We start from the raw sequence: 23,018 nt of genomic DNA, 5'->3' as shown, positions 1-23,018 counted from the left end.
CCAGCAAATCGGCTAACGCTTCGGCTTCCACTTCTCCAGAAAGGCCGTCACTGCGTCTCCGCTTACCTGTCCCATCTTTTCGAATTCGCCATTTCGCTGGCTGTAGAGCATTCTGCCCTCGCCATCCAGCACCGCCAGCGCCGGCACCCCCAGCTTAAGCGGTATCCGGTACTTTGCCGCCAGGTCCAGATTCTTGTCATACCGCCCGATGTCGATGTCCACCAGCACATAGTTGTTCTGCAACAGCCCGAGGTTAGGAAACTGGTGCAGGTAGATATCGAGCACCAGGCAATCCCCGCACCAGTTCCCGCCAAAGTCCAGAATCACCCGCTTGTGCTGCTTCGCCGCCGTTGCCAGCGCTTCGCGAATCTCGACATGCGCATCCGCCGTCGGCGAATAAACCTCCCGGAACTGCCCGCGCGCCACGGGCGCAGCGATGACCGCCATCAGTGCCACGACCACCGCAGCAGTCTTTTGATAGATCCGCATCTCGACAGCATCTCTCCTTCATAGGACTTGATCGAAAATCAATGGAAGTTCAGCGTGTATCGGCCCGCTGCCTCACCGCCCGCTGAGTCGATGCTCTTTAAGATGTCACAAATCCGCCCGCGACACGAGCGGCTTTTTGCCTCTGTGCCCCCGGCAAAAAAAGGGCCGCGGCTTTCGCCGCGGCTATCCAGAGTGATTTCTATTTTCCTGAAACGCGATTGCTCAGCGTCCCGCGAGACCAGTCGATCGACGTACCGGCAGCGTTTGCGCTTCCCTTGTGCCGGGCTTTTGCTCGCGCTGCTTCATGGGCAGCACCTTGTGCTCCGTCCTCTTACGCTTCTGCCGCTCTTTGCTGCCGATACTTGCCACCATCACCGGCGCCGTCAGTAGTCCCAGGAACGCCAGCGCCATCCATAACTCGTGCATCGCCATCTCCCACCTGCACTGCCAGCATCTCCCCATAGCTGCGGCCTGCAAATCCCACCTTCGGTGCCCTCCCCGAACTTTCAGGTGATTACCGGCTAACACAGAAGTGTTAGTCCCGGTCCGCTCGGTCGAAATCGAATATTTTCGGTTTGAGACCCGGACGGGTGCGGTATCCTCACTCTGTCAATGAATGAGTGAATATTTGCCGAACAAATTGCCTGAACCTTTTTTTGTTTTCCTTCCTGTTGACTGCGTTCCGGTAGCTGCAGATACTTTTTCTAAAAAACAGGACAACGATGACACCTTCTGAACTTTCTCGCCGCTCCTCATATGTGGAGGCAGAAAAGGAACAGGCCGAAGAAGATTTACTGCAGTCTGCTCGCCTGAAACTTCGCGCGGAAATCACCATCCTCGTTGCCCACGATCTCGGCAATCAGCTCACCGTCATCCAGAATGCAGCCCAGATGCTCCACGATCACCCCGAGCTGCCCGACAGGAACCTGCTCGATCTCATCCTTTCCTCGTCCCGCTGGGCACTCTCCCTCAGCCGCCAGCTGCAGGGCCTCGCCCACGATGACGGCGACGTCGCCCGCCCCGCCGACTGCAATGAGCTCATCCGCGAGCAGTCCGGCACGCTGGCCGGCGTCCTCGGCAGCGCCGTCACCCTTGACTTTGAACTCTCCCCGATGCCCATTCATGCGGCCATCGACCATGCAAGCCTCCGGGAGGTCCTGCTCAATCTCGCCCTCAACTCGCGCGACGCCATGCCCGACGGCGGCGTCTTCCATGTCTCCGTCGGTCTCTCCTCGCCGCCGGAGAAGAGCAGCATGCCCCCTGAACCATGCGTCCACATCACCGTCCGCGACACCGGGCACGGCATGGATGAAGAGACCAGGCTCCATGCCTTTGAGCCCCACTTCAGCCGCAAGGAAAAGAACGGCAGCCCCCGCCGCGGACTCGGACTCGTCTCCGTCGAGCGAACCATCTCGCGCGCCAAAGGCATGGTTCTTGTCGAAAGCGCCCCCGGCAAAGGTGCACGCTTTGACCTCTATCTGCCGCTGGCCCGGGAATGCCAGGCAGCAGGCTGACAGACCGCCTTTGTTATACTTTTCTTATGAACGCAGCTTTTATCTCGCTCCCCGTACGCTCGGCGTACCTTCCGGTGTGAGCGCCAGTTCGACCCGCCTCAAATCCTCTCTGAGTTAATTCATCCATCTTTTTGTGGCAGGCTCATCGTGAGCCGTCCCCTTTGCCGCTATCCCTGTCTTTTTTCCGGGATCGCAATTGGAGGCCTCCTTGTCGGCAAGTTCCGCTCTATCCCTTTCAGAAGCGAAAACAAATATCCTCTCCGGTCTCACCGTCGCACTCGCCCTTGTTCCTGAGGCGATTGCCTTTGCTCTCGTGGCCCACGTTAACCCGCTGGTTGGCCTCTACGCCGCTTTCATCATGTGCCTCATCGCCTCCGCCTTTGGAGGCCGTCCCGGCATGATCTCAGGAGCCACCGGCTCCATGGCGGTCGTCATGGTCGCCCTCGTCGTTCAGCATGGCGTCGAATACCTCTTCGCTACCATCGTCCTCACCGGCATTCTTCAGCTCGCCTTTGGCCTTCTTCGCCTGGGCAAGTTCATCCGCATGGTTCCCCATCCGGTCATGCTCGGCTTCGTCAACGGCCTCGCCATCGTGATCTTCCTCGCCCAGCTCGGCCATTTCAAGGTCAAGGACGCGACCGGCGCAGAGCACTGGATTCACGGCCGTCCGCTCGGCATCATGCTCGCGCTCATCGTCGCGACCATGCTCATCATCTATCTTCTGCCCAGGCTCACAAGGGCCATTCCCTCGTCCCTTGTCGCCATTGTGGCCGTCGCCCTCTTCGCCATCTTTACCGGCATCCACACCCGGACCGTGGGAGACATGGCGTCCATTCGCGGCGGCTTCCCCAGCTTCCATCTCCCTGCCGTCCCGTGGAACCTCGCCACCCTCAGGATCGTGCTTCCCTATGCATTCATCCTGGCCGGCGTCGGCCTCATCGAGACGCTACTCACGCTCAACCTCGTCGATGACATCACCGACAGCCGCGGCCGTCCCAATCGCGAATGCCTCGCCCAGGGCGCAGGCAACCTGGTCTGCGGCTTCTTCGGCGCCATGGGAGGCTGCGCCATGATCGGCCAGACCATGATCAATGTAAGCTCCGGCGCGCGTCGCCGCCTGGCCGGCATCACCGCCGGGCTCTGCCTGCTCAGCTTCATCCTTTTCGCCTCTTCGCTGATCGAGCGAATTCCCATCGCCGCCCTCGTCGGCGTCATGTTCGTCGTCTCCGAAAAGACCTTTGAATGGGGCTCCTTTCGCGTCTTCGGCAAGGTCCCGAAGCACGACATCTTCGTCATCATCGCCGTCACCGTCGTCACCGTCTTTACGGATCTCGCCGTGGCCGTCATCCTCGGCATCCTGATCGCCGCCCTCGTCTTTGCCTGGGAGCACGCCAAGCAGATCGCCGTAAAGACCCGCATCGATGAAGAGGGCCGCAAGATTTACGAGCTCTCCGGCTCCGTATTCTTTGCCTCCACCGCGCAGTTTCAGGATCTCTTCACTCCCCGCGAAGATCCCGACGACGTCATCATCGAATTCCGTCACGCCCGCGTCATGGATCATTCCGCGCTGGAGGCCATCGACAGCGTCGCGGATAAATATCAGCAGGCAGGCAAGCGTCTTCATCTGCGCCATCTCAGCCCCGACTGCTACGAACTGCTGCAGAAGGCCCGCTCGACGGTCGAGGTCAACCTCATCGAGGATCCTCGCTATCACGTCGCCGACGATCAGATCAGTTGAACATCAGGCGGGCTGTCGCGGCGGCATTTGACACTCGGGCCACGCCGCGATAGCTTATTTCCAGATGCAGATCCGCACCCACCATCGTCATCACCACCATCATCATGTGACGAACGTGTCGGCGGATCCTTTCGGCCTGCGATAGCAGCCAAACCAAAAAGGAATCAGGAAAGCCCGCCGATGCGCAATGCGCTGGCGGGCTTTCTGCTTTCAGCGCATCCGCAGGCGGCCAAACAGGAAGGGAACGGACAGTGGAATTGGATTTCGCGAAAATGGATGGCCTCGTCCCGGCAATCGTGCAGGACGCAAAATCGGGCCAGGTGCTGATGGTCGGCTTCGTCAACGAAACAAGCTACAACAAGACTCTTGAAACAGGCTTCGTCACCTTCTGGAGCCGCACCCGCCAGAAGCTCTGGATGAAGGGCGAAACCAGCGGCAACCGCCTGCGCGTGCTCGACGCGGCCACTGACTGCGATCAGGACACCCTCCTCTTCCGCGTTGAAGTCGAAGGCGACGGCCTCGTCTGCCACGAAGGCACCGTCAGCTGCTTCACCCGGCCCATCGCCGTCTCAGCCGCCAGCAATGCCGCGGAGGTGCGCTAATGGCCAACAAACTCCGTCTCGGCATTCCCAAAGGCAGCCTGCAGGACGCCACCATCGCCCTCTTTGAACGCGCAGGCTGGCGCATCTACGCCAATGGCCGCTCCTACTTCCCCAGCATTGACGACAGCGAAATCGAGTGCATGCTCATCCGCGCACAGGAGATGGCCCGCTACGTCAACCACGGCGTCCTCGACGCCGGACTCACCGGCATCGACTGGGTCGTCGAGAGCGGCCTCGATGTCACCAGCGTCGCCAGCCTCGTCTACGCCAAGCAGAGCCGCCAGCGTGTCCGCTGGGTGCTCGCCGTCCCTGAGGATTCCCCCTGGCAGCGCGCCGAAGATCTCGCCGGCCAGACCATCGCCACCGAGCTCGTCGAGGTCACCAAGCGCTACTTCGCAGAAAAGAACGTCCCCGTCAAAGTGGAGTTCAGCTGGGGCGCAACTGAAGTCAAGCCCCCCATGCTCGCCGACGCCATCGTTGAAGTCACCGAGACCGGCAGCTCCCTCAAGGCCAACCGTCTCCGCATCATTGATACCGTCATGTTCAGCGAGACCCACCTCATCGCCAACGCCACGGCCTACGCGAATGACTGGAAGAAGCAGAAGCTCGATAGCCTCGCCATGATGCTCAAGGGCGCCATCGCCGCACAGGGCCAGGTCGGCCTCATGCTCAACGTTGCCAAGGCCAACCTGCCCACCGTGCTATCCGTTCTGCCCGCGCTCAACTCGCCCACCATCTCCGAGCTCAGCAATCCGGAGTGGGTCGCCGTCAACACCATCCTTGAGGAGAGCGTCGTCCGCGAAGTCATCCCCAAACTCAAGGCCGCCGACGCGACCGGCATCGTCGAGTACCCGCTTAACAAGGTGGTCCTGTGAAGATACTCCGCACCACCAGCCGAAGCGCGCGCGCCGTCATCGAAGCCCTCGAAAGCCGTCGCGCCGCTTCGGACCCGGCCATCACCAAAGCCGTCGCGCGCATCGTCGCGGGCGTCAAAAGCGGAGGAGACAGCACTCTCCTCCGCTACGCGGCGAAGTTCGACGGCTATACGTCGCAGTCGCCGTTACAAATCTCCCCGGACGAGATGCGAGCCGCATGGGAGGCCACTCCGCGCCGCCTGCAGGCTGCTCTCAAGACCGCGGCGAAAAATATCCGCGCCTTTGCCCAGCGCCAGCTTCCTCGCTCCTGGAGCTTTTCTCCCGTCAAAGGCCTCACCACCGGCCAGCAGGTTCGCGCGCTTGACTCCGTTGCCTGCTACGTTCCCAGCGGCCGCTATCCCTTGCCGTCCACCATGCTCATGACCGTCATCCCCGCGCAGGTCGCGGGCGTCCGGCGCATCGTGGTTGTCTCCCCGCGCCCCGCGCAGGAGACTCTCGCAGCGGCTTCGCTTCTCGGCGTCACCGAGTTCTACCGCATCGGCGGAGCGCAGGCCATCGCCGCTCTCGCCTACGGCACAGCCAGCGTCCCTCGCGTCGCCAAAATCGTTGGCCCCGGCAACGCCTATGTCACCGCCGCCAAAGAGGCCGTTGCCTTTGACTGCGGCATCGACATGCTCGCCGGTCCGACTGAGATTGTCGTCACCAGCGAAAGCGGCAAAGCCGTCAACATCGCCTCCGATCTCATCGCCCAGGCCGAGCATGATCCCGACGCCCTCGCCATCTTCATCACCAGCAACGCCACCCTCGCCGAGGAAGTTTCCGCCGAGGTCAAGTTCCGCGCCCGCGCCAATCCCATCGCCGCCCAATCCATTCGTGCCCACGGCCTGATAATCGTAACCAGGTCAGTTACAGAATCGCGCGAGCTCACCAATCGCCTCGCCGCCGAACACCTCACCGTCGATTCTGAAAGCGATCTCGCCTGGGTGCAGAATGCAGGTTCTGTCTTCATCGGCCGCTGGTCCCCGCAGCCCATGGGCGACTACATCAGCGGCCCCAATCACACGCTGCCCACCGGCGGACTCGCCCGCGTGCGCGGCGGACTCAGTGTCCTCGACTTCGTCAAGCTCATCACCGTGCAGCAGTACACAGCAGCAGGACTGCAGTCTCTCGGCCCCGCCGCCATCGCGCTCGCCGAGGCTGAGGGCCTTCACGGCCATGCGGAAGCCATCCGCGCACGAGGCGTGCGATGACCACACCTCAGCCCCGCGCCGCCGTGCGCCGCATGAAGGAGTATCACCCACCCCTCGGTGGCCGCGATGGTTTGCGCCTCGACTTCAACGAAAACACCTTCTCCTGCTCCCCGCGCGTCCTTGAAGCGCTGGCGAAGATCTCCAGCGCCGAGCTCACCAGGTATCCTGAACGCGGCCCTCTTGAGGCGCTCGTAGCGCAGCACCTCAACGTTGCACCCGCGGAGACGCTGCTCACCAACGGAGTCGACGAAGCCATTCACGTTCTCTGCCAGGCCTTTCTCGACGCAGGCGACGAGCTGCTGCTGCCCGTCCCGACCTATTCCATGTACGAGGTCTACGCCTCTTCGACCGAGGCGCGCATCGTCACCGTTCAGGCAGGCGCCGATTTCCGCTTCCCGCTCGATGCGCTGCTCGCCGCCATCACGCCTGCAACCAAGGTCATCTGCATCGCCAACCCCAACAGCCCCACCGGCAGCGTGGTCTCGCGCGAAGCGATTCTGCGCATCCTCGCGAGCGCGCCCCACGCCATTGTCCTCATTGACGAGGCCTACTTTCACTTCCATGGCGAAACCGTACTCGACCTCATCGGCCGGCATCCCAACCTCATCGTCGCGCGCACCTTCTCTAAAGCCTATGGCCTCGCTGGTCTGCGCCTCGGCGCGCTCATCGCAGCAGAAGAGCAGATGCAGTGGCTGCGCCGCGTTATCTCGCCCTACAGCGTCAACTCGCTCGCGCTCGCCTGCCTGCCCGCCGCGCTGACTGACAGCGCTTATCTCGACTGGTATGTCGAAGAGGTACTCGCCGCGCGCCGTGAATTCGCTGCTGCCCTCGACGAGCTCGCGCTTCCCCACTGGCCCTCCGCGGCCAACTTCATCCTCGTCAACATCGGCTCACAGCACGCCGCTTTCACAGCGGCAATGAAGACCCGCAACGTTCTCGTCCGCGATCGCTCCTCCGATCCCGGCTGCGACGGCTGCGTGCGCATCACCATCGGCACCCGAGAAGACACTCGCGCAGGCATCGAGGCCCTCCGCGAATCACTCGCCGCAATCAACTGGAAAAGGGACAGCGAAGCATGAAAGCAGCCAGCGCCAGGCGCACCGCCGCCATCGACCGCAGCACCACCGAGACAAAGATCTCCCTGCGCCTCACCATTGAGGGAACCGGCAAATACAAGGTCTCCACCGGCATCCGCTTCTTCGATCACATGCTCGAGCTCTTCACCCGCCACGGCGCCTTCGATCTTGAACTCACCTGCCAAGGCGACCTCGACGTCGATCAGCACCACACCGTAGAAGACGTGGGCATCGCGCTCGGCGAGGCATTCGATCAGGCGCTCGGCGACAAGCGCGGCATCATGCGCGCGGGTTACTTCCTCATGACCATGGATGAAACCCTGGGCGTCGCCGCCGTCGATCTCAGTGGCCGCGTCGCCTCCGTCGTCAAGACCAAGGTCAAGACGCGCCTCGTCGGCGATCTCCAGTCCGAGCTCGTCGAAGATTTCTTTGAAGGCTTCGCACGCGGCGCACGCGCCAACGTCCATATCAAGACGATGTATGGCCGCTCCAATCATCACAAGGTAGAGGCGCTCTTCAAGGCCTTCGCACGCGCCCTCCGCGTGGCCTGCTCCCGCGACAAGCAGCTGGGTGAGATGCTGCCCAGCACCAAGGGCCTTCTGTGATCACCGTCATCGATTACAAGGCCGGCAACCTCACCTCTGTCGTCAAGGCGCTCCGTGCAATCGGCGCCGACACCCTCGTCACTGAAGATCCCGACGAGGTGCGCCGCGCAGACAAGCTCGTGCTTCCCGGCGTCGGCCACTTCGCCGCAACCCGCTTTCTCGCTGACCGCGGGCTCAGGCAGGCCGCCACGGAAAAGATCGCGCAGGGCACGCCATTCCTCGGCATCTGCGTCGGCCTGCAGTGGCTCTTTGCCGGCAGCACAGAAGACCCATCGGTGCAAGGCGCAGGATTATTCGAGGGCATGTGCGAACGTTTCACCGGCGCCATGAAAATCCCCCACGTCGGCTGGAACTCTATCTCGGTCGATCCCGCATCGCGTCTGCTGCGCGGGATTGAAGAGGGTGCCTATGTCTACTACACCCACTCCTGGCGCGCGCCCATCATAAAAGAAACAGCGGCAGTTACAAATTACGGCCAGCCCTTCACCGCCGCCGTCGAACGCGACAATCTCATGGCGGTACAGTTCCACCCGGAGAAGTCGAGCGCCGCCGGTCGCACTCTGCTTGAAAACTTTGTGAGGCTCGAATCATGCTGACCAAGCGCATCATCGCCTGCCTTGATGTCACCGCTGGCCGCGTCGTCAAGGGCGTACAGTTTCTTGACCTCGTCGACGCTGGCGACCCCGCGGAGCTCGCCGCGCGTCACGCCGCCGCTGGTGCCGACGAAATCGTCCTCCTCGACATCACCGCCACGCACGAGGGCCGCGGCACTCTGCTTGAGACCGTGCGCCGCACCGCCCAGCGCCTTTTCATCCCCTTCACGGTCGGCGGCGGCATCCGCACCGCAGATGACGCAGCCCAGGTCTTCGATGCAGGCGCAGATAAGGTCAGCATCAACTCCGCCGCCATCGCACGCCCCGAGCTCATTGGCGAAATAGGCCGCAGCTTTGGTGCGCAGGCCGTCGTCGTGGCCATCGACGCGCGCCGCACTGTAGACGGGGCAGAGGTCTTCATCAACGGTGGCCGCAAGCCCGCAGGCCGCGCACTCCTTGACTGGGCGCGCGAAGCGGAAGACCGCGGCGCCGGAGAAATTCTGCTCACCTCCATGGACGCCGATGGCACCCGCGCCGGTTTCGACTGCGAACTCACCGCCCTCGTCAGTCAGGCCGTGCAGATTCCCGTCATCGCCTCCGGCGGCGCGGGCACGGCGGAGCACTTTGCAGAGGTCTTCCTCGTAGGCAAGGCCGACGCCGCGCTTGCCGCCAGCATCTTCCACTTCGGTATCGCCGATGCCCGTACACTGAAAGAAGTAATTGCGCAGAGAGGTATTCCCATGAGGCTCCCATGTTAATTCCTTCCATTGACCTGATGGGTGGCCGCATCGTGCAGCTCGTCCACGGCGAGAAGCTCAAGCTGGCCTTCGACGACTTTGAATACTGGATCGAGCGCTTCGCCTCCTATCCGCTCATCCAGCTCATCGATCTCGATGCCGCCATGCGCCAGGGCAGCAACGCGCCCCTCATTGAAAAGATCGCGCGCCGCCTTCCATGTCAGGTCGGCGGCGGCGTAGCCACCGCAGCCCACGCTCAGTCGCTCCTCGATGCAGGCGCCAGGCGCGTCATCTTCGGCTCCGCGCTCTTCCGCGCCGATCTCAACGCCCCGGTTAATGCCGCGTTCGCGCGCGAAATCGCCGACTCCATCGGCACAGACAAATTTGTAGCAAGCATTGATACAAAAGCCGGTCGTGTCGCCATCAAGGGCTGGAAGGAGCAGACCGCCCTCACCCCGGAAGAGGCGATCGTCGCGCTCGAAGCCTACTGCACAGCCTTCCTCTACACCCACATTGACACGGAGGGCACCATGCAGGGCTTCCCGCTGCCCATCGCCGCCTCGCTGCGCCGCCTCACCCAGCGCCAGCTCATCGCTGCCGGTGGCATCCGCGAACAGGCTGAGATCGACGCGCTCGACGCCATTGGAGTCGATGCCGTCGCGGGCATGGCCGTCTACACTGGCGTATTAGCGGTTTAGCATCTCGCGTCCTCGCAGCCGCACGCCGATGAAGAAGAAGATCAGCGCGACCACCGCGTCGATCGTCGCCGTGTCTTTGTGGTGGTGCACCAGCGCCACCGGCACAGCTGCAATCCATAACACCGCAAGCAGAAACCAGATTGTTGATCGCCGCATAGCGCTAAGAATATCAGCAACGACACGCCGCTTCAGATAAGTTATGCTGTTCCGTTACCTGAAAGGAAGCCTACGCTATGCCAACGAGAAAAAGCGGCCTGCGCCTCGCCAAGCGACTTGATGAAGTTGGCTTCTCCGATATCGTGCAGATCAGGAACAAGGTGCTTGAGCTGCGCGCCGCCGGTGAAACCGTTCACCCCTTCCATGGCGGCGAGCCCTTTTTCGAGACTCCTGAGACCATCAAGTACGCGATGATGCGCGCCCTCGTCGAGAACAAGACAAAGTATGCAGCCTCCTCAGGCATCGCCCCCCTCCGCGAGGCGCTTGCACGCAAGCTCACCACCCGCAACGGCATCGACACGACCGTCGACGACGTCATCGTCACCGCGGGCGGCGCGCATGCGCTGTATGCGGCCTTTCAGGCCATCCTTGATGCGGGCGATGATGTCCTGCTCTTCTCGCCCTACTGGACGCCCATTCGCGACATGATCACCGGAGCGCAGGCGCGCCCGCTGCTCGTGCCCACCTCCAGCGCGCGCCGCAACGGCATCACCCGGACGCTGGAACAGTTCTCCACGCCTCACACCCGCGCCATCTACTACAACACGCCCCAGAACCCCTCCGGCACCGTCTTCTCCCGCGCAGAGGCAGAAGAGGTCGCCGCCTTTGCCATCAAGCACAAACTCATCGTCATCGCCGATGAGGCTTATGAAGACCTGGTCTATGAGGGCGATCACTTCTCCATCGCCTCGCTGCCCGGCATGGCCGAGCGCACCATTACGACCTACACCTTCTCGAAGAGTTACGGCATGACCGGCTGGCGTCTCGGGTACGCCGTCGCGCAAGAGCCTTTCATGACCGGCCTTCGCAAGCTCGTCCTCTACTCCACCAACGGCGTCTCAACGCCCATCCAGTGGGCTGGGCTTGAGGCCCTCGCGACGCCCCACTCTGTCATCGCCAGGCGTCGCGAAGAGTACCGTGAGCGCCGCGACCTGCTGGTCACCGGCCTCAATGCGCTCGGCCTCGAATGCGAGATGCCGCAGGGCGCCTTCTACGCCTTTCCGCGCGTCGAAAAGATCAGCAAGGACAGCCGCAAGGCCGCCGCCACCCTGCTGGAGAAGGCTCACGTCGCCACCATTCCCGGCGTCGTCTTCGGAGCCCAGGGCGAGTCCCACGTCCGCTTCGGATACGCCGTCTCCATGGAGGCTATTGAATCCGGCCTCGCCGCCCTGCGCCGCTTCCTCGGCTAAGCCAGCAGTACTGAGACCACTTCCCCCGCCGCCAGTGCCTCCCGCTCAGGAGGCACCACCGCGAAACAATTCGCCCGCGCCGTCGCCGCCAGGTCACCGGATCCCTGCCATGCCACCAGCTTCACCCTCGATCCCTCCACGGCGCTCTCCAGCACCGCCGGCAGAAACCGCCTCAATCCCGTCTTCACCTTCACCGGCTCCGCCAGCGTCGCCTGCGCAAATCGTGGAGAGGTTTCGCTCTCCCCGGCCGTTCCCCGGATCATCGGCTCGGCAAACAGCAGAAACGTCACCATCGTAGAGACAGGATTCCCCGGCAGCCCAAAGAAGTATTTCCCCATCGCCCGCCCAAAAACCGCAGGACGCCCCGGCTGGATCTCGACCCCCGTAAAGAAAAACTCCGCGCCCAGTCCTGTCAACACCTCTTCCACCAGGTCATACTTCCCCATCGAAACCCCACCCGACATCAGCACCAGGTCGCACTCCAGCGCCTCCCGGATCGACGTCTCCAGCGATCCCCGTTCATCGCGCGCCACCGGCAGCACCACCGCTTCCGCTCCAGCCGCCGCCACCATCGCCGCCAGGCTATAGCTGTTTGAGTTGCGAATCTGGTGCGGCAGCGGAGCATCGGCCACCTGCACCAGCTCATCTCCGGTCGCCAGCACGGCCACGCGCGGCCGCTGAAACACCTCGACCTCCGCATACCCGCAGGCCGCCGCAGCGGCGATTTGCGTGGCCGTCATCCGCACCCCGGCCGCAAGAATCACCCCACCCTTCGCCGCCTCTGCCCCGCGGGGAACGATATTCTCGCCCCGCCTCGCCATCCGCCCGACCTGCAGCTCAATCCCGGCGCCGCACTCCACCACATGCTCCACCATCACCACGCAGTCCGCCCCTGCAGGAACCGGCGCGCCCGTCATGATCTCCACCGCTTCTCCTGCCCCCAGCGGGTCGACATGCCACACCTCACCGGCACGCACCGTCCCCATCACACGCAGCGCCCCGCCTGCATCCTCCGCCCGGCACGCAAACCCGTCCCGCGTCGAGCGGTCAAAGGGCGGCTGGTCCCGGTCGGCAACCACCCCCGCCGCCAGCACCCGTCCCTGCGCATCCAGCAGACCCACCTTCTCCGTCCCAGGTCGTGGCCTGCCGGCTGCATGCGCCCCAATCGCCTCCGCCGCCTGCACATAACTCAGCACCTTCACGGGAGCATTCATAGAGTCCTTTCCACTGCACTTTCCCTCAAAGAAAAACGCCGCCCCGGTCTTCCCGGAGCGGCGCTTTCTTTTTCGCTAAGCTACTTCTTCTTTCCTGCCTTGAAGGTCTTGCTGACCGTTTGGCCCATCTCCGCCAGCACGCTCTTGGCTTCCGCCGAAAAGGGGCCGTTCGGATCGAGCTCCAGGTACTTCTGGTAGGCCTCTGCGCAGCCCGGAGGAGCCACAATCTTCTGTGTCTTCGGGTCGACCGTCGCCTTGTTGATCAGCGCCTGTCCCTTCAGGTAGTAGGGAATCGGCTTGTTCGGATCGGCGGCAATCGCCTTATCGGCTGCTGTGACTGTAGCGTCCGGCTGCCCGGCGCGGCTCAGCACGATCGCTTCATTGCCGTAATACATGGCTGCATTGGCGGGCACTGCCTTGGCCGCTGCGTCATAGGCGGCTTCTGAATCGGGCAGCTTGTTCTGTGCTGCCAGCACCTCGCCCAGTGCGTTGTTCGCCCCGGCAATGATCTCCTGGTTCGGCTTCTTCGCCGCGGTTTCCAGGTCGATTGCCTTCTTCAGTGAGGTCGCCGCATCGTCATACTTCTTCTCGCCGGACTGCGCCGTCCCCAGCTCCAGCCAGAGTACTGAGGCATCCGGCTTCGCCGTGGTGTCCTTCTGCATCAGGCTCTCGGCCTCGGCAAAGTTCTTCGCCTTGTTGTCCTCGCGCGCCTTGATCAGGTCAGCATTCAGATTCTTGATCTGGCTGTTTTCCTTCATCGCTTCCGCGTTCTTCTGCTTCAGATCGGCCAGCGCCTTCTTCTGCTCCGCGCTCAGCTTCGATACGTAATCCGCCCGCGACATATCGAAGTCCTGCGCCGTGTCGCCGCCCGCAGTGATCTTCACTTCCGTGAACCGGTCCACCGCCTTATCGGCCTGGAAGGCCGTTGCCACATAGGTCCCGGGCGCAATTCCGTCGCCTTTGTAATCGCCGTTGCCGTCCGCAGTGAAGGTGTACTTCGCCGTTTTGCCGTCCGTGCTCAGCTCGACCTTTGCGTTGGCGAGCGCAACTCCGGCCGGGTCCTGGATATGGCCGTGAATCTTGCCCGTGGGTGCCTGCGCGTGCGCGCTGAACTGGAGGGCCGGCAACAGCATGGCCACAAAAACCGCCAGCCAGAGTTTTGTCTTTCGCATTGTCTTCTTCTCCCTTACCTCATATGTGGAACGGCAGCAGTCTGCTGCGTCCCATCACTAAATCTTTTTTCACGCCGCATAAGGCACTGGATCCACTGTCCCAGCCTCTGCAAATGCCCTCAGGCGCAGAACACAGCTCTCGCATACGCCACACGCTCGCCCCTGCTCTGAATAGCACGACCAAGTTAAATTGAACGGCGCACCCAGTTCAAGGCCGAGAGCTACAATCTCCCGCTTCCGCATATGGATGAGCGGAGTCGCAACTTCGATGTCTCCCTCTTTCGTTCCTCTGCGGATCAACTCTTGAAACGCCTCGTAATACGCCGGCCGGCAGTCCGGATATCCGGAGCTGTCCTGCTCTACCGCGCCTATATAGATCTTCCGTGCGCCCACCACCTCGGCCCAGCTCACCGCCGCCGACAGAAAGTGCGCATTCCTGAACGGAACATAAGTCACCGGCACCGAAGCGCCGATCCCCTCCTCTACCGCCGCGGGCACCGCGATCGTCTCATCGGTCAGTGCCGAGCCTCCGATCCGCCGGAAGAGGTCGATCTCCAGATGCAGAAACTGCTTCGCGCCCACCGCCTCGGCCACCCCGCGCGCGCTCTTGAGCTCGCGAGCCTCGGTCCGCTGCCCATAGCTGAAGTGCAGCGCATAGACCTCGCACTCCCTCGCCGCCAGCGCCGCGCAGACCGCCGAATCCATTCCTCCCGAAAGGCAGATCACCGCCCGGGGCTTCAATCCTGTCATCATAGCTCTCTTAATCGTAACGCCGCAGCCCTGCTTCCTGCACTATGTACTACCGCCGCCAGCCCCAGAAATCCCAATCCCAGGATGCACACCCCCGGCCAGCGGTACCGGGTCCACGCCATCGCCGAGAAGAGCGACCCCAGCGACCCGCCCATAAAGAACAGCGTCATATAGATTGTATTGATCCGTCCCCGAGCGCTCGCCTCCAGCCCGAAGATGCGTGTCTGGTTCGCAATCTGGTTCGCCTGCGCCCCCAGGTCCAGCACCACCACCCCCAGGATCAGCCCCGCCAACCGGTAGCCCGCCACCAGGAAGATCACAAAGGCCGTCGACAGCAGCACCAGCGCCATCGTCACCACGGCCCGCGAACCGCGCCTGTCCGCCAGCCTCCCTGCCACCGGCGCAATCAGCACGCCCGTCGCGCCCAGAATCCCGAAGCTGCCCGCTACCCCCGCGCCCAGCCGGTAGTGCGGCGAGCCCAGCAGAAAGACCAGCGTCGTCCAGAAGCAGGAGAACCCTGCAAACACCAGCGCCCCCTGCACCGCCGACTCCCGCAACACCGGCTGCGTCCGCACCAGCGTCCACAGCGAACGCAACGCCTGCCTGTAGGGCAACGGGTGAGAAGGCGGAAGCGTGGGAAACTTCCGCAGCAGGATCGGAACAAACGCCGCATTTCCCGCCGCAGCCATAAAGAAGACCGCCCGCCAGCCAAGCCACGCCGCAATCGCGCCCGAAACCGCACGCCCCAGCAGCACCCCCAGCAGCAGCCCCGTCATCACATTGCCGATGGCTCGCCCGCGCTCATCGTCATTGGCCAGTTCCGGCGCAATCGGCACCGCCACGTGCGTCACCGCCGCTGTCAGCCCCAGCATCACGCTCGCAAGGATCAGGGTCAGCAGGGTAGGAGCCAGCCCTGTCAGCAGTGCGGCCACCGCCGCCCCCGCAAAGAGCTTCATCATCAGGCCGCGTCGCTCCACCACGTCCGCCAGCGGCACAAACGCAACGATGCCCACCGCGTAACCGACCTGCGTCGCCACCGCCACCGTGCCGGTCTGACCAGCCAGCACGTGAACGCTGCGGCTCATCTCCAGCAGCAGCGGCTGATTGTAGTAGATGTTCGCGACCCCGACACCGCATGCCAACCCCAGCAGCTGCAGCAGCCGCTTGTGCGAAGCCGGTCGCGGGCCTGCCGACGCCTCCGAAATGGTCGCTGCCTCTCGCAAGCTTTCAGTGTAGATGAAAAGAAAGCGCGGTCAGACCGCCGCGCTCCTCGGGAGGGTTGAATCGGTAGAAAATTTACGGAATTGGCAGCCGGAAGACCAGTCCCATGCTCACCGTCTGCTGGTTGGTTCCCTGGTTCAGCCCCGGAAAACCTCCATAGCTGTACTCGATCACCCGCCAGTCGAGCCTCGGAAAGAAGGTAAGATCCAGTCCCCCCAGCACCGAATAGTTGAGGAAGGTTCCGCGCCTCAGGGCAGATCCCTGCCCCACCTGCACACGCGCCGCGCCTCCCAGCACCTCGGCATAGGGGTGAAGCGGCAACACTGGCAGGTGAAACACCGCCCGAGGCCCCACCAGTCCGCCGTAGACCTGCTCCGATCCGCCGCTGCCCAGCACCTCGCCACGCGCATCCACTCCGAAATTGACGACCGGCAGATGAAAGCGGTCGTCATAGATTCCAAAGGTCGGGCCATAAATCCAGCCTGTCTCATTGGGCACGTTCAGCGTCGTCGCGCTGAAGTTGGCATACACGCCGACCTGCCCCCGGGCCGGGGCGATGGAAAAGAGAGAAACAAGGAACAGCAACGCAAACAGGTGAATCCGCTTCATCGATCCTCCAGACAATTTTTCTAACCCTACAACACATTCGTCACCACATCCACGTAACTACAGTCACGTGCCGGGCATTTTCACCTGCGATCCTCCTGTCCCTCCTGCTCAGTGAACTTCAACTCTCCAGGCCACTTAGCGTTCCGCTCACGGTTCCACGCGCGCCCCCGATAGTCACACGTCTTCGCCCTCGGGATTTTCTGCATAGAGATTTCAAGACGCTGCAACGCGGCCTCACTAGCGTGGATGCTCTATCGCTGCCCGGCGGATACCCGGCTCAGCATCTCATCCCGTGCTGCGGTCGCCGGGCGATAACGATTCTCAGGCGAGAATCGTTATCGCTAGCGGGTAAAAGGGGGCTGCTACTTTGCCCCTCCGAGCACCAGTTTTCCAATCGTTGCGAGCTGCATATTCGAGGTGCCTTCGTAGATCTTGCCGATCTTCGCATCCCGGTAAAACTTCTCCACCGGGTAGTCCTTCACAAAGCCGTAGCCGCCGTAGATCTCCACCGCATGGCTCGCCACGCGCTCCGCCACCTGCGACGAGAAGTACTTCGCCATCGCCGCCTCGCGCACGTAGTCGAGCTTCGCGTCCTTCAGCCGCGCCGCGTTGTAGACCAGCAGGCGAGTCGCCTCGATCTCCGTCGCCAGCTCCGCCAGCAGGAACTGCACCGCCTGGAACTCCGCAATAGGCTTGCCGAACTGCTTCCGCTCCTTCGCATACTTCGCCGCGTGGTTCCACGCGCCCTGCGCCAGCCCCAGCATCTGCGCGCCAATGCCGATACGCCCTTCGTTCAGCGTTTCAATGGCGATCTTGTAACCCTTGCCCGGCTCGCCCAGCACGGCCTCCGCCGGCACGCGGCACTCTTCCAGAATCAGCTCGCAGGTGGAGGAAGCGCGAATCCCCAGCTTGTCTTCCTTCTTGCCAATCGTCAGCCCCGGCGTATTCTTGTCCACCAGGAACGCCGTAATGCCCTTGTATCCCGCCGCGGCATCGAGCGTCGCAAAGACGATGAACAGCCCTGCTTCCTTGGCATTGGTGATCCACAGCTTCTGACCCGTCAGCACGTAGTCGCCGCCGCTCTTCACCGCGCGCGTCTCCAGCGCAAACGCATCCGAGCCTGAGGCTGCCTCGCTCAGCGCATAGGCGCCGATCGTGTCCGCGGCCAGCCGCGGCAGCCACTGCTGCTTCTGCTCCGCCGTCCCCCAGCGCAGCAGCGCATTCACGCAGAGCGTGTTCTGCACATCGACCAGCACGCCCACCGCAGGGTCGACCGCCGAGATCTCCTCGACGGCCACGATCGCCTCAAAGAAGCTACCCCCCGAGCCGCCATGCTCCACCGGGACTTCGATGCCCATCAGCCCCAGCCCGAAGAGCTGCGGAATCAGCTCCGCAGCGAAGTGCTGCTCCTCGTCCATCTGCCGCACCAGCGGCCCGATCGTGTCGCGCGCAAACTCGCGCACCGTGGAGCGAAAGAGCTGTTCATCCTCATTGAGATAGGTGAGGGGAAGCGTAGTAGCAGGAGCCGTCAGCATGTCAGACATTAAGACCTCGAAAACCGCTGAGTGTAGCACGCCGGCCATGCCGGGCGCTCGTCGCTCAGCTGCAGCGCCGCCAATATCCACAAATTCATTCCTGGGCCTTTCGCCCCTAACCTTTCAAATCTCCGTTCCGCACAGGTGCCGTCATGTTTAGATTGGAAGCGAGAATCAAGAGCGACAATCGATGAGATCCACAGGAAAAATCGCCTGCCTGCTGCTGGCTTCCTTTTCATGGGGAGCAGCCTACTCCCAGCAGGACGCGACCAGGCCGGCTACCGCGCCCCAAACCGTTCCCCAGAAGGCTCCCCAGACGGCTCCGCCGCAGTCCCCCCTGAACACGCCCGGCGGCAAGGCGCAGACCGGCGGCAGCGTCAACAGCGCCACCTCGCAGCCGGAGAGTGCCCCCAAGAGGCCGACCGATTTTCCGCCCATCGTTCCCGCCGGCAGACCCGTCATAGGCCTCGTTCTGGAGGGCGGCGGCGCGCTCGGCCTCGCCCATATCGGCGTCCTCGAATGGCTGGAAGAGCACCACATCCCCATCGACCGACTCGCCGGAACCAGCATGGGCGCGCTGGTTGGCGGCCTCTATGCCGAGGGCCAGACGCTGCCGCAGATCAACGCGCTCGCCACGGGCGGCGACTTCGAACACATCTTCTCGGTCGATTCCCCTTACTCTGACCTCAACTATCGCCGCCGCCAGGATCGCCGCGACCTGCCGCAGGCCATTCAGTTCGGCCTGCGCGACGGAGTGAGCCTCAGAAACGCCCTGCTCACCGACCGTCCGCTCGACAAGTTTCTCCGCGAAGAGTTCACCGCCTACAACACCAGCGCGCTCAGCTTCGACCGCATGCCCATCCCTTTCCGCTGCGTCGCCACCGATCTCAATGACCTTGAGCCGCTGGTCTTCGACGGCGGTCCGCTGCCCGAGGCCATCCGCGCCTCCATCGCCATTCCCGGCATCTTCCCGCCCGTCGAGTATCACAACCACTACCTCGTCGACGGAGCCATCACCGACAATCTGCCCACCGGCGTCCTCAAGAACGATCTCCACGCCGACCTGATCATCGCCGTCCACCTGCCGGATGCGGCCCTCGGCCGCGGCGACCTCAGCTCCATCGTCGGCGTCTTCGCCCGCGCCTTCACCGCAGGCACCGCGCACAACGTCCAGCAGAGCCAGAAGCTGGCCGACATCCTCATCACCCCCGCCCTCCAGCAGTACTCCACCGTCGACTACGACAAGGGCGCCGAGCTCGTGAAGGCAGGCTACGAAGCAGCCGCCCGGCACAGTGCCCAGCTGCTGCCCTATGCGCTGAACGATGCCGGCTGGCAGGCCTATCTGGCCGCGCGCCAGGCCCGCATCCGTCCGCGCCCAGGGCTGCTAAAGGCGCTCCGCATTGAGGGAGGCACAGCCGGCGCGCGCCGCACCGTCGCCGCCAGCATCAAGCCGCTCGAGAACCTCCCCATCCAGGCCAACGCCCTTTCCTCTGCGCTCACCCGCGTCGAGGGCGGCGGCACCTACCTGTCCAACTTTCAAACCTTCGCCCCCGGACAGAGCGACAACCTCTCCGCCACCCAGGCCCAGGGGCCTGATACCGGCGTCCTCGTCAGCCTGAATCACGTTCACAACGGGCCGCCCTTCCTCCTCTTCGGCGCAGACCTCACCGCCATGAACTCGAACGTGACCCGCACCACCTTCGACTTCCGCCTCATTGATCAGGACCTCGGCGGCTTCGGCTCGGAGCTGCGCAGCGATCTGCGCCTCGGTTTTCTCACCCAGGCCTCGCTGGAGTACTACCGCCGCCTCTCTGACAAGGGATATTTCCTGCAGCCCCACCTCGGCTTCCTTCGCCAGCCCGTTTATCTCTGGTCAAACCAGGTGCGCATCTCCTCTTGGCTTCAGCAGATGGCCGGCGGCGGACTCGACTTCGGGCGCACCGTCAGCAGGCACACGCAGCTCGCCGCCGAGTGGCGCGAGCAGGCCGTCCGCTGGCATCTCCAGCTCGGAAATAACACCGAGCCCGACCTCTCCGGAACAGCGCAGACGGCGGTCGTCCATCTGGTCTACGACACCGCCGAGACGGGAGCCGTCTCCCCCTCCGGCTCCCACTTCGACCTCTCCGCGGGAGCCCTTTACCATACCCTCGCCAGCGAAAACGCCCCCCTCATCCAGCTCAGCACGGACAAGACCCTCAGCATCGGGGACGACAACATCTTCGGCGTCGCGATTGACGCCAGCTCCTACCTCCGGCGCAACGTTGCCGATCCGCTGCGCTTCTCTCTCGGCGGCCCGCTGCGGCTCTCCGCCTCCTCCATCGACGAGTATCGCGGCACCGACGACTATCTCATCCGCGCGGGTTATCTGCGCCGGGTGGCGCGCCTGCCCTCCGGCCTCGGGCATGGCATCTACACCTCCTTCGCCTATGAGGCCGGCGAGGTCTGGTCGCCGGAGCTGCCTGCCTTCCTGCGCGAAGATGTACTCTCCGGGCTGGTCGCCGTGACCCCGCTGGGCGTCATCACCTTTGGCGGCAGCCTCGGCGATGCCGGCCGGCGAAAGATCTTCTTCACCGTAGGACGCCTGTTCTAAAGCGGCGCCTACTTCATCCCGGCAGGAAGCAAAAAGGTAATTACATACTTGACACACAAGGCAATCGAGCCTATATTCGAGGAATGGCAGCCCCTCACACACTGCAAGAAGCAATCATCTACTTCTCGGACGCTGACCGTGCTTTCCAGTACGCGCTCAACTTGCGCTTTCCGAATGGTGTCGTCGCTTGCCCGCGTTGCGGCTCCGAGAAGCACTCGTTCATCAAAACCCGTAAGGTCTGGTTTTGCTCGGGATGCAAGAAGCAATTCAGCCTCAAGGTGGGAACGATCTTCGAAGATTCCCCACTCGGACTCGACAAGTGGATGTGTGCGTACTGGATTCTCTGCAATAGCAAGAACGGTGTTAGCTCCTGCGAAATCGCCCGCACCCTTGGTATCACTCAGAAGTCGGCTTGGTTCATGATGCATCGCATCCGCACCACCATGCATGACGATTGCACCACCAAGCTCTCTGGCGAAGTTGAAGCCGATGAGACGTTCATTGGTGGCAAGGCCCGCAACATGCACCTGAGCGTCAAGGACCGTCGCATCACCGGTACCGGAACGAAGGATAAGACTGCTGTTATGGGCATTCTTGAGCGCGGAGGCAAGGTTCGCACGATGGTTGTGGCAAACCACAAGAAAGCCGCTCTTCAGTCGGAAGTAAAGAAGCACGTCGAAGCTGGCGCGGCTCTGTACACTGATGCTCTTCTCTCGTATGAGGGGCTGGCTGGACAATACGCTCACGCGGTCGTGGATCACGCCGTGGAGTACGTCAACGGTCGCATCCACACCAATGGCCTTGAGAACTTCTGGTCGCTGCTGAAGCGCGGCATCAACGGTACTTATGTGAGCATCGAACCTTTCCATCTGTTTCGCTACCTCGATGAGCAATCGTTCCGGTATAACAACCGCAAGAACATGGACGACCAGGCCCGATTTGAAGCTGCTATGTCCAACGTGTTCGGTCATCGTCTGACCTACTCCGCGCTCACTGGAGCCGCGACGACACACTGATAAACGGCAAGGACGAGGCAAGCGCAAACGCTAGTCCTTGCTGGGTTCTTCCTTCGGTTTGGCTGGGGGGGGCTTGAAAGGGCTCTCAGGTTTGGGTGCCTGAAACAGCTTCTTCATGCCGTCCTCAAATCTCTTCAATGCTTCCGGCCCTTCGTGGTATTCGTGTTTCATAATTCGCCTCACCTCAGAGGATAGCGCGTGCTAGACCATCCAGAATTTCAGTCCGAAGAAGATCCCCCCAACGCGAGAGGTGATGAATCCGCAGACAAAGACGGAAAATCCCCAGTAAGCATCTCTCCCATTTCTAGCCATCCGCAGCCTCCACCAACCCCACCAGGTAGCGCCCAACCCGCCAAAGAACCCAGCAAGTGGCGAGATAACGTCAAACTTGGAATAGAGTTGCTCGGGCTGGCGGCGCTGATCGTCTATACCGTATTCTCTATCCTTCAGTGGGCGCAGATTCGCTGGACTAACAGGCTGACCCGTGAAGCCCTGAATGGGAGCGACTACACGCTGCAAGAAACCTTGAAAAAGATGCAGGCTCAGACCGACGCCACCAACCATCTGTACGGGGAGGCCCAGAAACAAACAGCCCAGGCGACGATTCTTGCCAATAATTCCGCGAAGCAAGCTGCCGCCGCTACCAACATCGCCGGTCTGACTGCTAAGCAATTCGACCAAAACCAGCGTCTTATCGAATCGCAAAGAGCGTCGATAGATGTCTCCTTTTTGCATGTTCTGAATCCCGTAACCTTCAGCGATCTCGGCGGAATGTCTGCCGCTTTCTCTCTCGCCTTCAAAAACGACGGCTCTCTTCCCGCCAATCTGACAGCAGTCCGATACAAGGTGATATTTGTGCAGTGGGGCGATGACTTGTTCAAATCTCCGGCCCAGAAGCAGTCCGAATTGTGCGCCCGACCCCCTACGGCGGATGAATCGCGCATAGTTGGGGTTCCAACTACCATCTACAAGGATTCCGCGCTGGAATGGCAGATAAACTTTGGTACGGGGCGGCCCACCGACAGCGAAATTATCAAGTGGCCCCCTCCCCAGCGTGGGGATGCCTCGCCCATCGTTCAGACTTTGCGGGTGTATCCTGTCGTCGTCGGCTGTGTCGATTACCAGTCGGGGGCCATGCAGAACGGCCATCAGACCGGATTCATCTACACAATTGAAAGAGTTGGAGAGAACGGCCCAACCATGCCGACCCTCATCAATTTCGGCATGAATGTGCCTAGAGAAAGTGTGGTCGTTAGCAGGTACTTCTTTAGTCAAGGAAAGACATATTAGAAAGCCCAGTAGCACTGCCCTGTCACGGAGTCTCATTT

At 62.3% G+C, this 23,018-nt stretch carries 23 protein-coding genes; 14 read left to right on the top strand and 9 right to left on the bottom strand.

The genetic code is table 11. The features are described from left to right. Positions 1–12 precede the first annotated feature (12 nt). Together C7378_RS14320 and C7378_RS14315 are read right to left on the bottom strand one after the other, a co-directional pair. Positions 13–489 (bottom strand): thioredoxin family protein, encoded by a 477-nt coding sequence (locus tag C7378_RS14320; protein WP_131998224.1) that lies wholly within the window; start codon positions 487–489, stop codon positions 13–15. 222 nt (positions 490–711) lie between these two features. Continuing rightward, positions 712–915: a hypothetical protein gene (locus C7378_RS14315; protein ID WP_131998221.1), complete on the bottom strand. Its 204-nt coding sequence runs from the start codon at positions 913–915 to the stop codon at positions 712–714. Between the two features lie 296 nt (positions 916–1,211). On the opposite strand from C7378_RS14315, the gene C7378_RS14310 reads away from it, so the two are divergent. From C7378_RS14310 to C7378_RS14265, 10 genes are all read left to right on the top strand, one after another. Further along, a complete protein-coding gene (locus tag C7378_RS14310; protein WP_131998218.1) occupies positions 1,212–2,003 on the top strand; it encodes an ATP-binding protein in 792 nt (263 codons plus the stop codon). 208 nt (positions 2,004–2,211) lie between these two features. Then, positions 2,212–3,741, top strand: coding sequence for a SulP family inorganic anion transporter (locus C7378_RS14305; protein WP_131998215.1), 1,530 nt, complete (start codon positions 2,212–2,214; stop codon positions 3,739–3,741). Between the two features lie 251 nt (positions 3,742–3,992). Beyond that, a complete protein-coding gene (gene hisI, locus C7378_RS14300) occupies positions 3,993–4,343 on the top strand; it encodes a phosphoribosyl-AMP cyclohydrolase (RefSeq protein WP_131998212.1) in 351 nt (116 codons plus the stop codon). Beyond that, the gene (gene hisG, locus C7378_RS14295; RefSeq protein WP_131998209.1) at positions 4,343–5,218 is read left to right on the top strand and encodes an ATP phosphoribosyltransferase; all 876 of its coding nucleotides are present in this window, start codon (positions 4,343–4,345) and stop codon (positions 5,216–5,218) included. Before hisI ends, hisG begins: the two co-directional genes overlap by 1 nt. Then, positions 5,215–6,468 carry a histidinol dehydrogenase gene (hisD, locus tag C7378_RS14290; protein ID WP_131998206.1) on the top strand — a complete coding sequence of 418 codons (1,254 nt, stop codon included), beginning with the start codon at positions 5,215–5,217 and terminating at the stop codon, positions 6,466–6,468. Before hisG ends, hisD begins: the two co-directional genes overlap by 4 nt. Beyond that, entirely contained in the window at positions 6,465–7,547 is a 1,083-nt protein-coding gene (gene hisC / locus C7378_RS14285; protein ID WP_131998203.1) for a histidinol-phosphate transaminase, read from the top strand. Before hisD ends, hisC begins: the two co-directional genes overlap by 4 nt. Next, complete coding sequence (gene hisB, locus C7378_RS14280; RefSeq protein WP_131998200.1) at positions 7,544–8,149, top strand: imidazoleglycerol-phosphate dehydratase HisB; 606 nt, start codon at positions 7,544–7,546, stop codon at positions 8,147–8,149. The genes hisC and hisB overlap by 4 nt, the downstream gene beginning before the upstream one ends. Next, positions 8,146–8,745 (top strand): imidazole glycerol phosphate synthase subunit HisH, encoded by a 600-nt coding sequence (gene hisH, locus C7378_RS14275; protein ID WP_131998197.1) that lies wholly within the window; start codon positions 8,146–8,148, stop codon positions 8,743–8,745. The genes hisB and hisH overlap by 4 nt, the downstream gene beginning before the upstream one ends. After that, positions 8,739–9,500, top strand: a complete 762-nt coding sequence (gene hisF, locus C7378_RS14270) for an imidazole glycerol phosphate synthase subunit HisF (protein WP_131998194.1) — start codon at positions 8,739–8,741, stop codon at positions 9,498–9,500. Before hisH ends, hisF begins: the two co-directional genes overlap by 7 nt. After that, a complete protein-coding gene (locus C7378_RS14265; protein ID WP_131998191.1) occupies positions 9,494–10,177 on the top strand; it encodes a 1-(5-phosphoribosyl)-5-[(5-phosphoribosylamino)methylideneamino]imidazole-4-carboxamide isomerase in 684 nt (227 codons plus the stop codon). Before hisF ends, C7378_RS14265 begins: the two co-directional genes overlap by 7 nt. Here C7378_RS14265 and C7378_RS17755 read toward each other — a convergent pair. Continuing rightward, positions 10,166–10,333 carry a hypothetical protein gene (locus tag C7378_RS17755; RefSeq protein WP_165876818.1) on the bottom strand — a complete coding sequence of 56 codons (168 nt, stop codon included), beginning with the start codon at positions 10,331–10,333 and terminating at the stop codon, positions 10,166–10,168. The two genes, C7378_RS14265 and C7378_RS17755, sit on opposite strands and share 12 nt — an antisense overlap. A gap of 77 nt (positions 10,334–10,410) precedes the next feature. Between C7378_RS17755 and C7378_RS14260 the strand changes: the two genes are divergently transcribed. Beyond that, the gene (locus C7378_RS14260; RefSeq protein ID WP_131998188.1) at positions 10,411–11,583 is read left to right on the top strand and encodes a pyridoxal phosphate-dependent aminotransferase; all 1,173 of its coding nucleotides are present in this window, start codon (positions 10,411–10,413) and stop codon (positions 11,581–11,583) included. Here C7378_RS14260 and C7378_RS14255 read toward each other — a convergent pair. From C7378_RS14255 to C7378_RS14230, 6 genes are all read right to left on the bottom strand, one after another. After that, complete coding sequence (locus C7378_RS14255) at positions 11,580–12,797, bottom strand: molybdopterin molybdotransferase MoeA (RefSeq protein WP_131998185.1); 1,218 nt, start codon at positions 12,795–12,797, stop codon at positions 11,580–11,582. The genes C7378_RS14260 and C7378_RS14255 overlap by 4 nt on opposite strands. Positions 12,798–12,877: 80 nt before the next feature. Then, entirely contained in the window at positions 12,878–13,969 is a 1,092-nt protein-coding gene (locus C7378_RS14250; RefSeq protein WP_131998182.1) for a carboxypeptidase regulatory-like domain-containing protein, read from the bottom strand. A 69-nt stretch (positions 13,970–14,038) separates the two neighbouring features. Further along, entirely contained in the window at positions 14,039–14,719 is a 681-nt protein-coding gene (gene queC, locus C7378_RS14245) for a 7-cyano-7-deazaguanine synthase QueC (protein WP_131998620.1), read from the bottom strand. Further along, the gene (locus C7378_RS14240) at positions 14,719–15,942 is read right to left on the bottom strand and encodes an MFS transporter (RefSeq protein WP_243648270.1); all 1,224 of its coding nucleotides are present in this window, start codon (positions 15,940–15,942) and stop codon (positions 14,719–14,721) included. The genes queC and C7378_RS14240 overlap by 1 nt, the downstream gene beginning before the upstream one ends. A 73-nt stretch (positions 15,943–16,015) precedes the next feature. Further along, positions 16,016–16,549 carry a hypothetical protein gene (locus tag C7378_RS14235; RefSeq protein WP_131998179.1) on the bottom strand — a complete coding sequence of 178 codons (534 nt, stop codon included), beginning with the start codon at positions 16,547–16,549 and terminating at the stop codon, positions 16,016–16,018. Positions 16,550–16,911: 362 nt separating this feature from the next. Further along, positions 16,912–18,093 (bottom strand): acyl-CoA dehydrogenase, encoded by a 1,182-nt coding sequence (locus C7378_RS14230; protein WP_131998176.1) that lies wholly within the window; start codon positions 18,091–18,093, stop codon positions 16,912–16,914. Positions 18,094–18,274: 181 nt separating this feature from the next. Between C7378_RS14230 and C7378_RS14225 the strand changes: the two genes are divergently transcribed. From C7378_RS14225 to C7378_RS14215, 3 genes are all read left to right on the top strand, one after another. Beyond that, complete coding sequence (locus C7378_RS14225; RefSeq protein ID WP_131998173.1) at positions 18,275–20,674, top strand: patatin-like phospholipase family protein; 2,400 nt, start codon at positions 18,275–18,277, stop codon at positions 20,672–20,674. A gap of 83 nt (positions 20,675–20,757) precedes the next feature. Further along, positions 20,758–21,690: an IS1595 family transposase gene (locus C7378_RS14220; RefSeq protein ID WP_131998170.1), complete on the top strand. Its 933-nt coding sequence runs from the start codon at positions 20,758–20,760 to the stop codon at positions 21,688–21,690. 198 nt (positions 21,691–21,888) lie between these two features. Beyond that, positions 21,889–22,980 carry a hypothetical protein gene (locus tag C7378_RS14215; protein WP_131998167.1) on the top strand — a complete coding sequence of 364 codons (1,092 nt, stop codon included), beginning with the start codon at positions 21,889–21,891 and terminating at the stop codon, positions 22,978–22,980. The last annotated feature ends 38 nt before the right edge of the window (positions 22,981–23,018 follow it).

It is taken from the genome of Acidipila rosea (assembly GCF_004339725.1).
GTDB classification, from domain to species: Bacteria; Acidobacteriota; Terriglobia; order Terriglobales; family Acidobacteriaceae; genus Acidipila; species Acidipila rosea.
The sequence above is the reverse complement of the archived record's forward strand: the minus strand, read 5'-3'. Positions and strand labels throughout refer to the sequence as shown.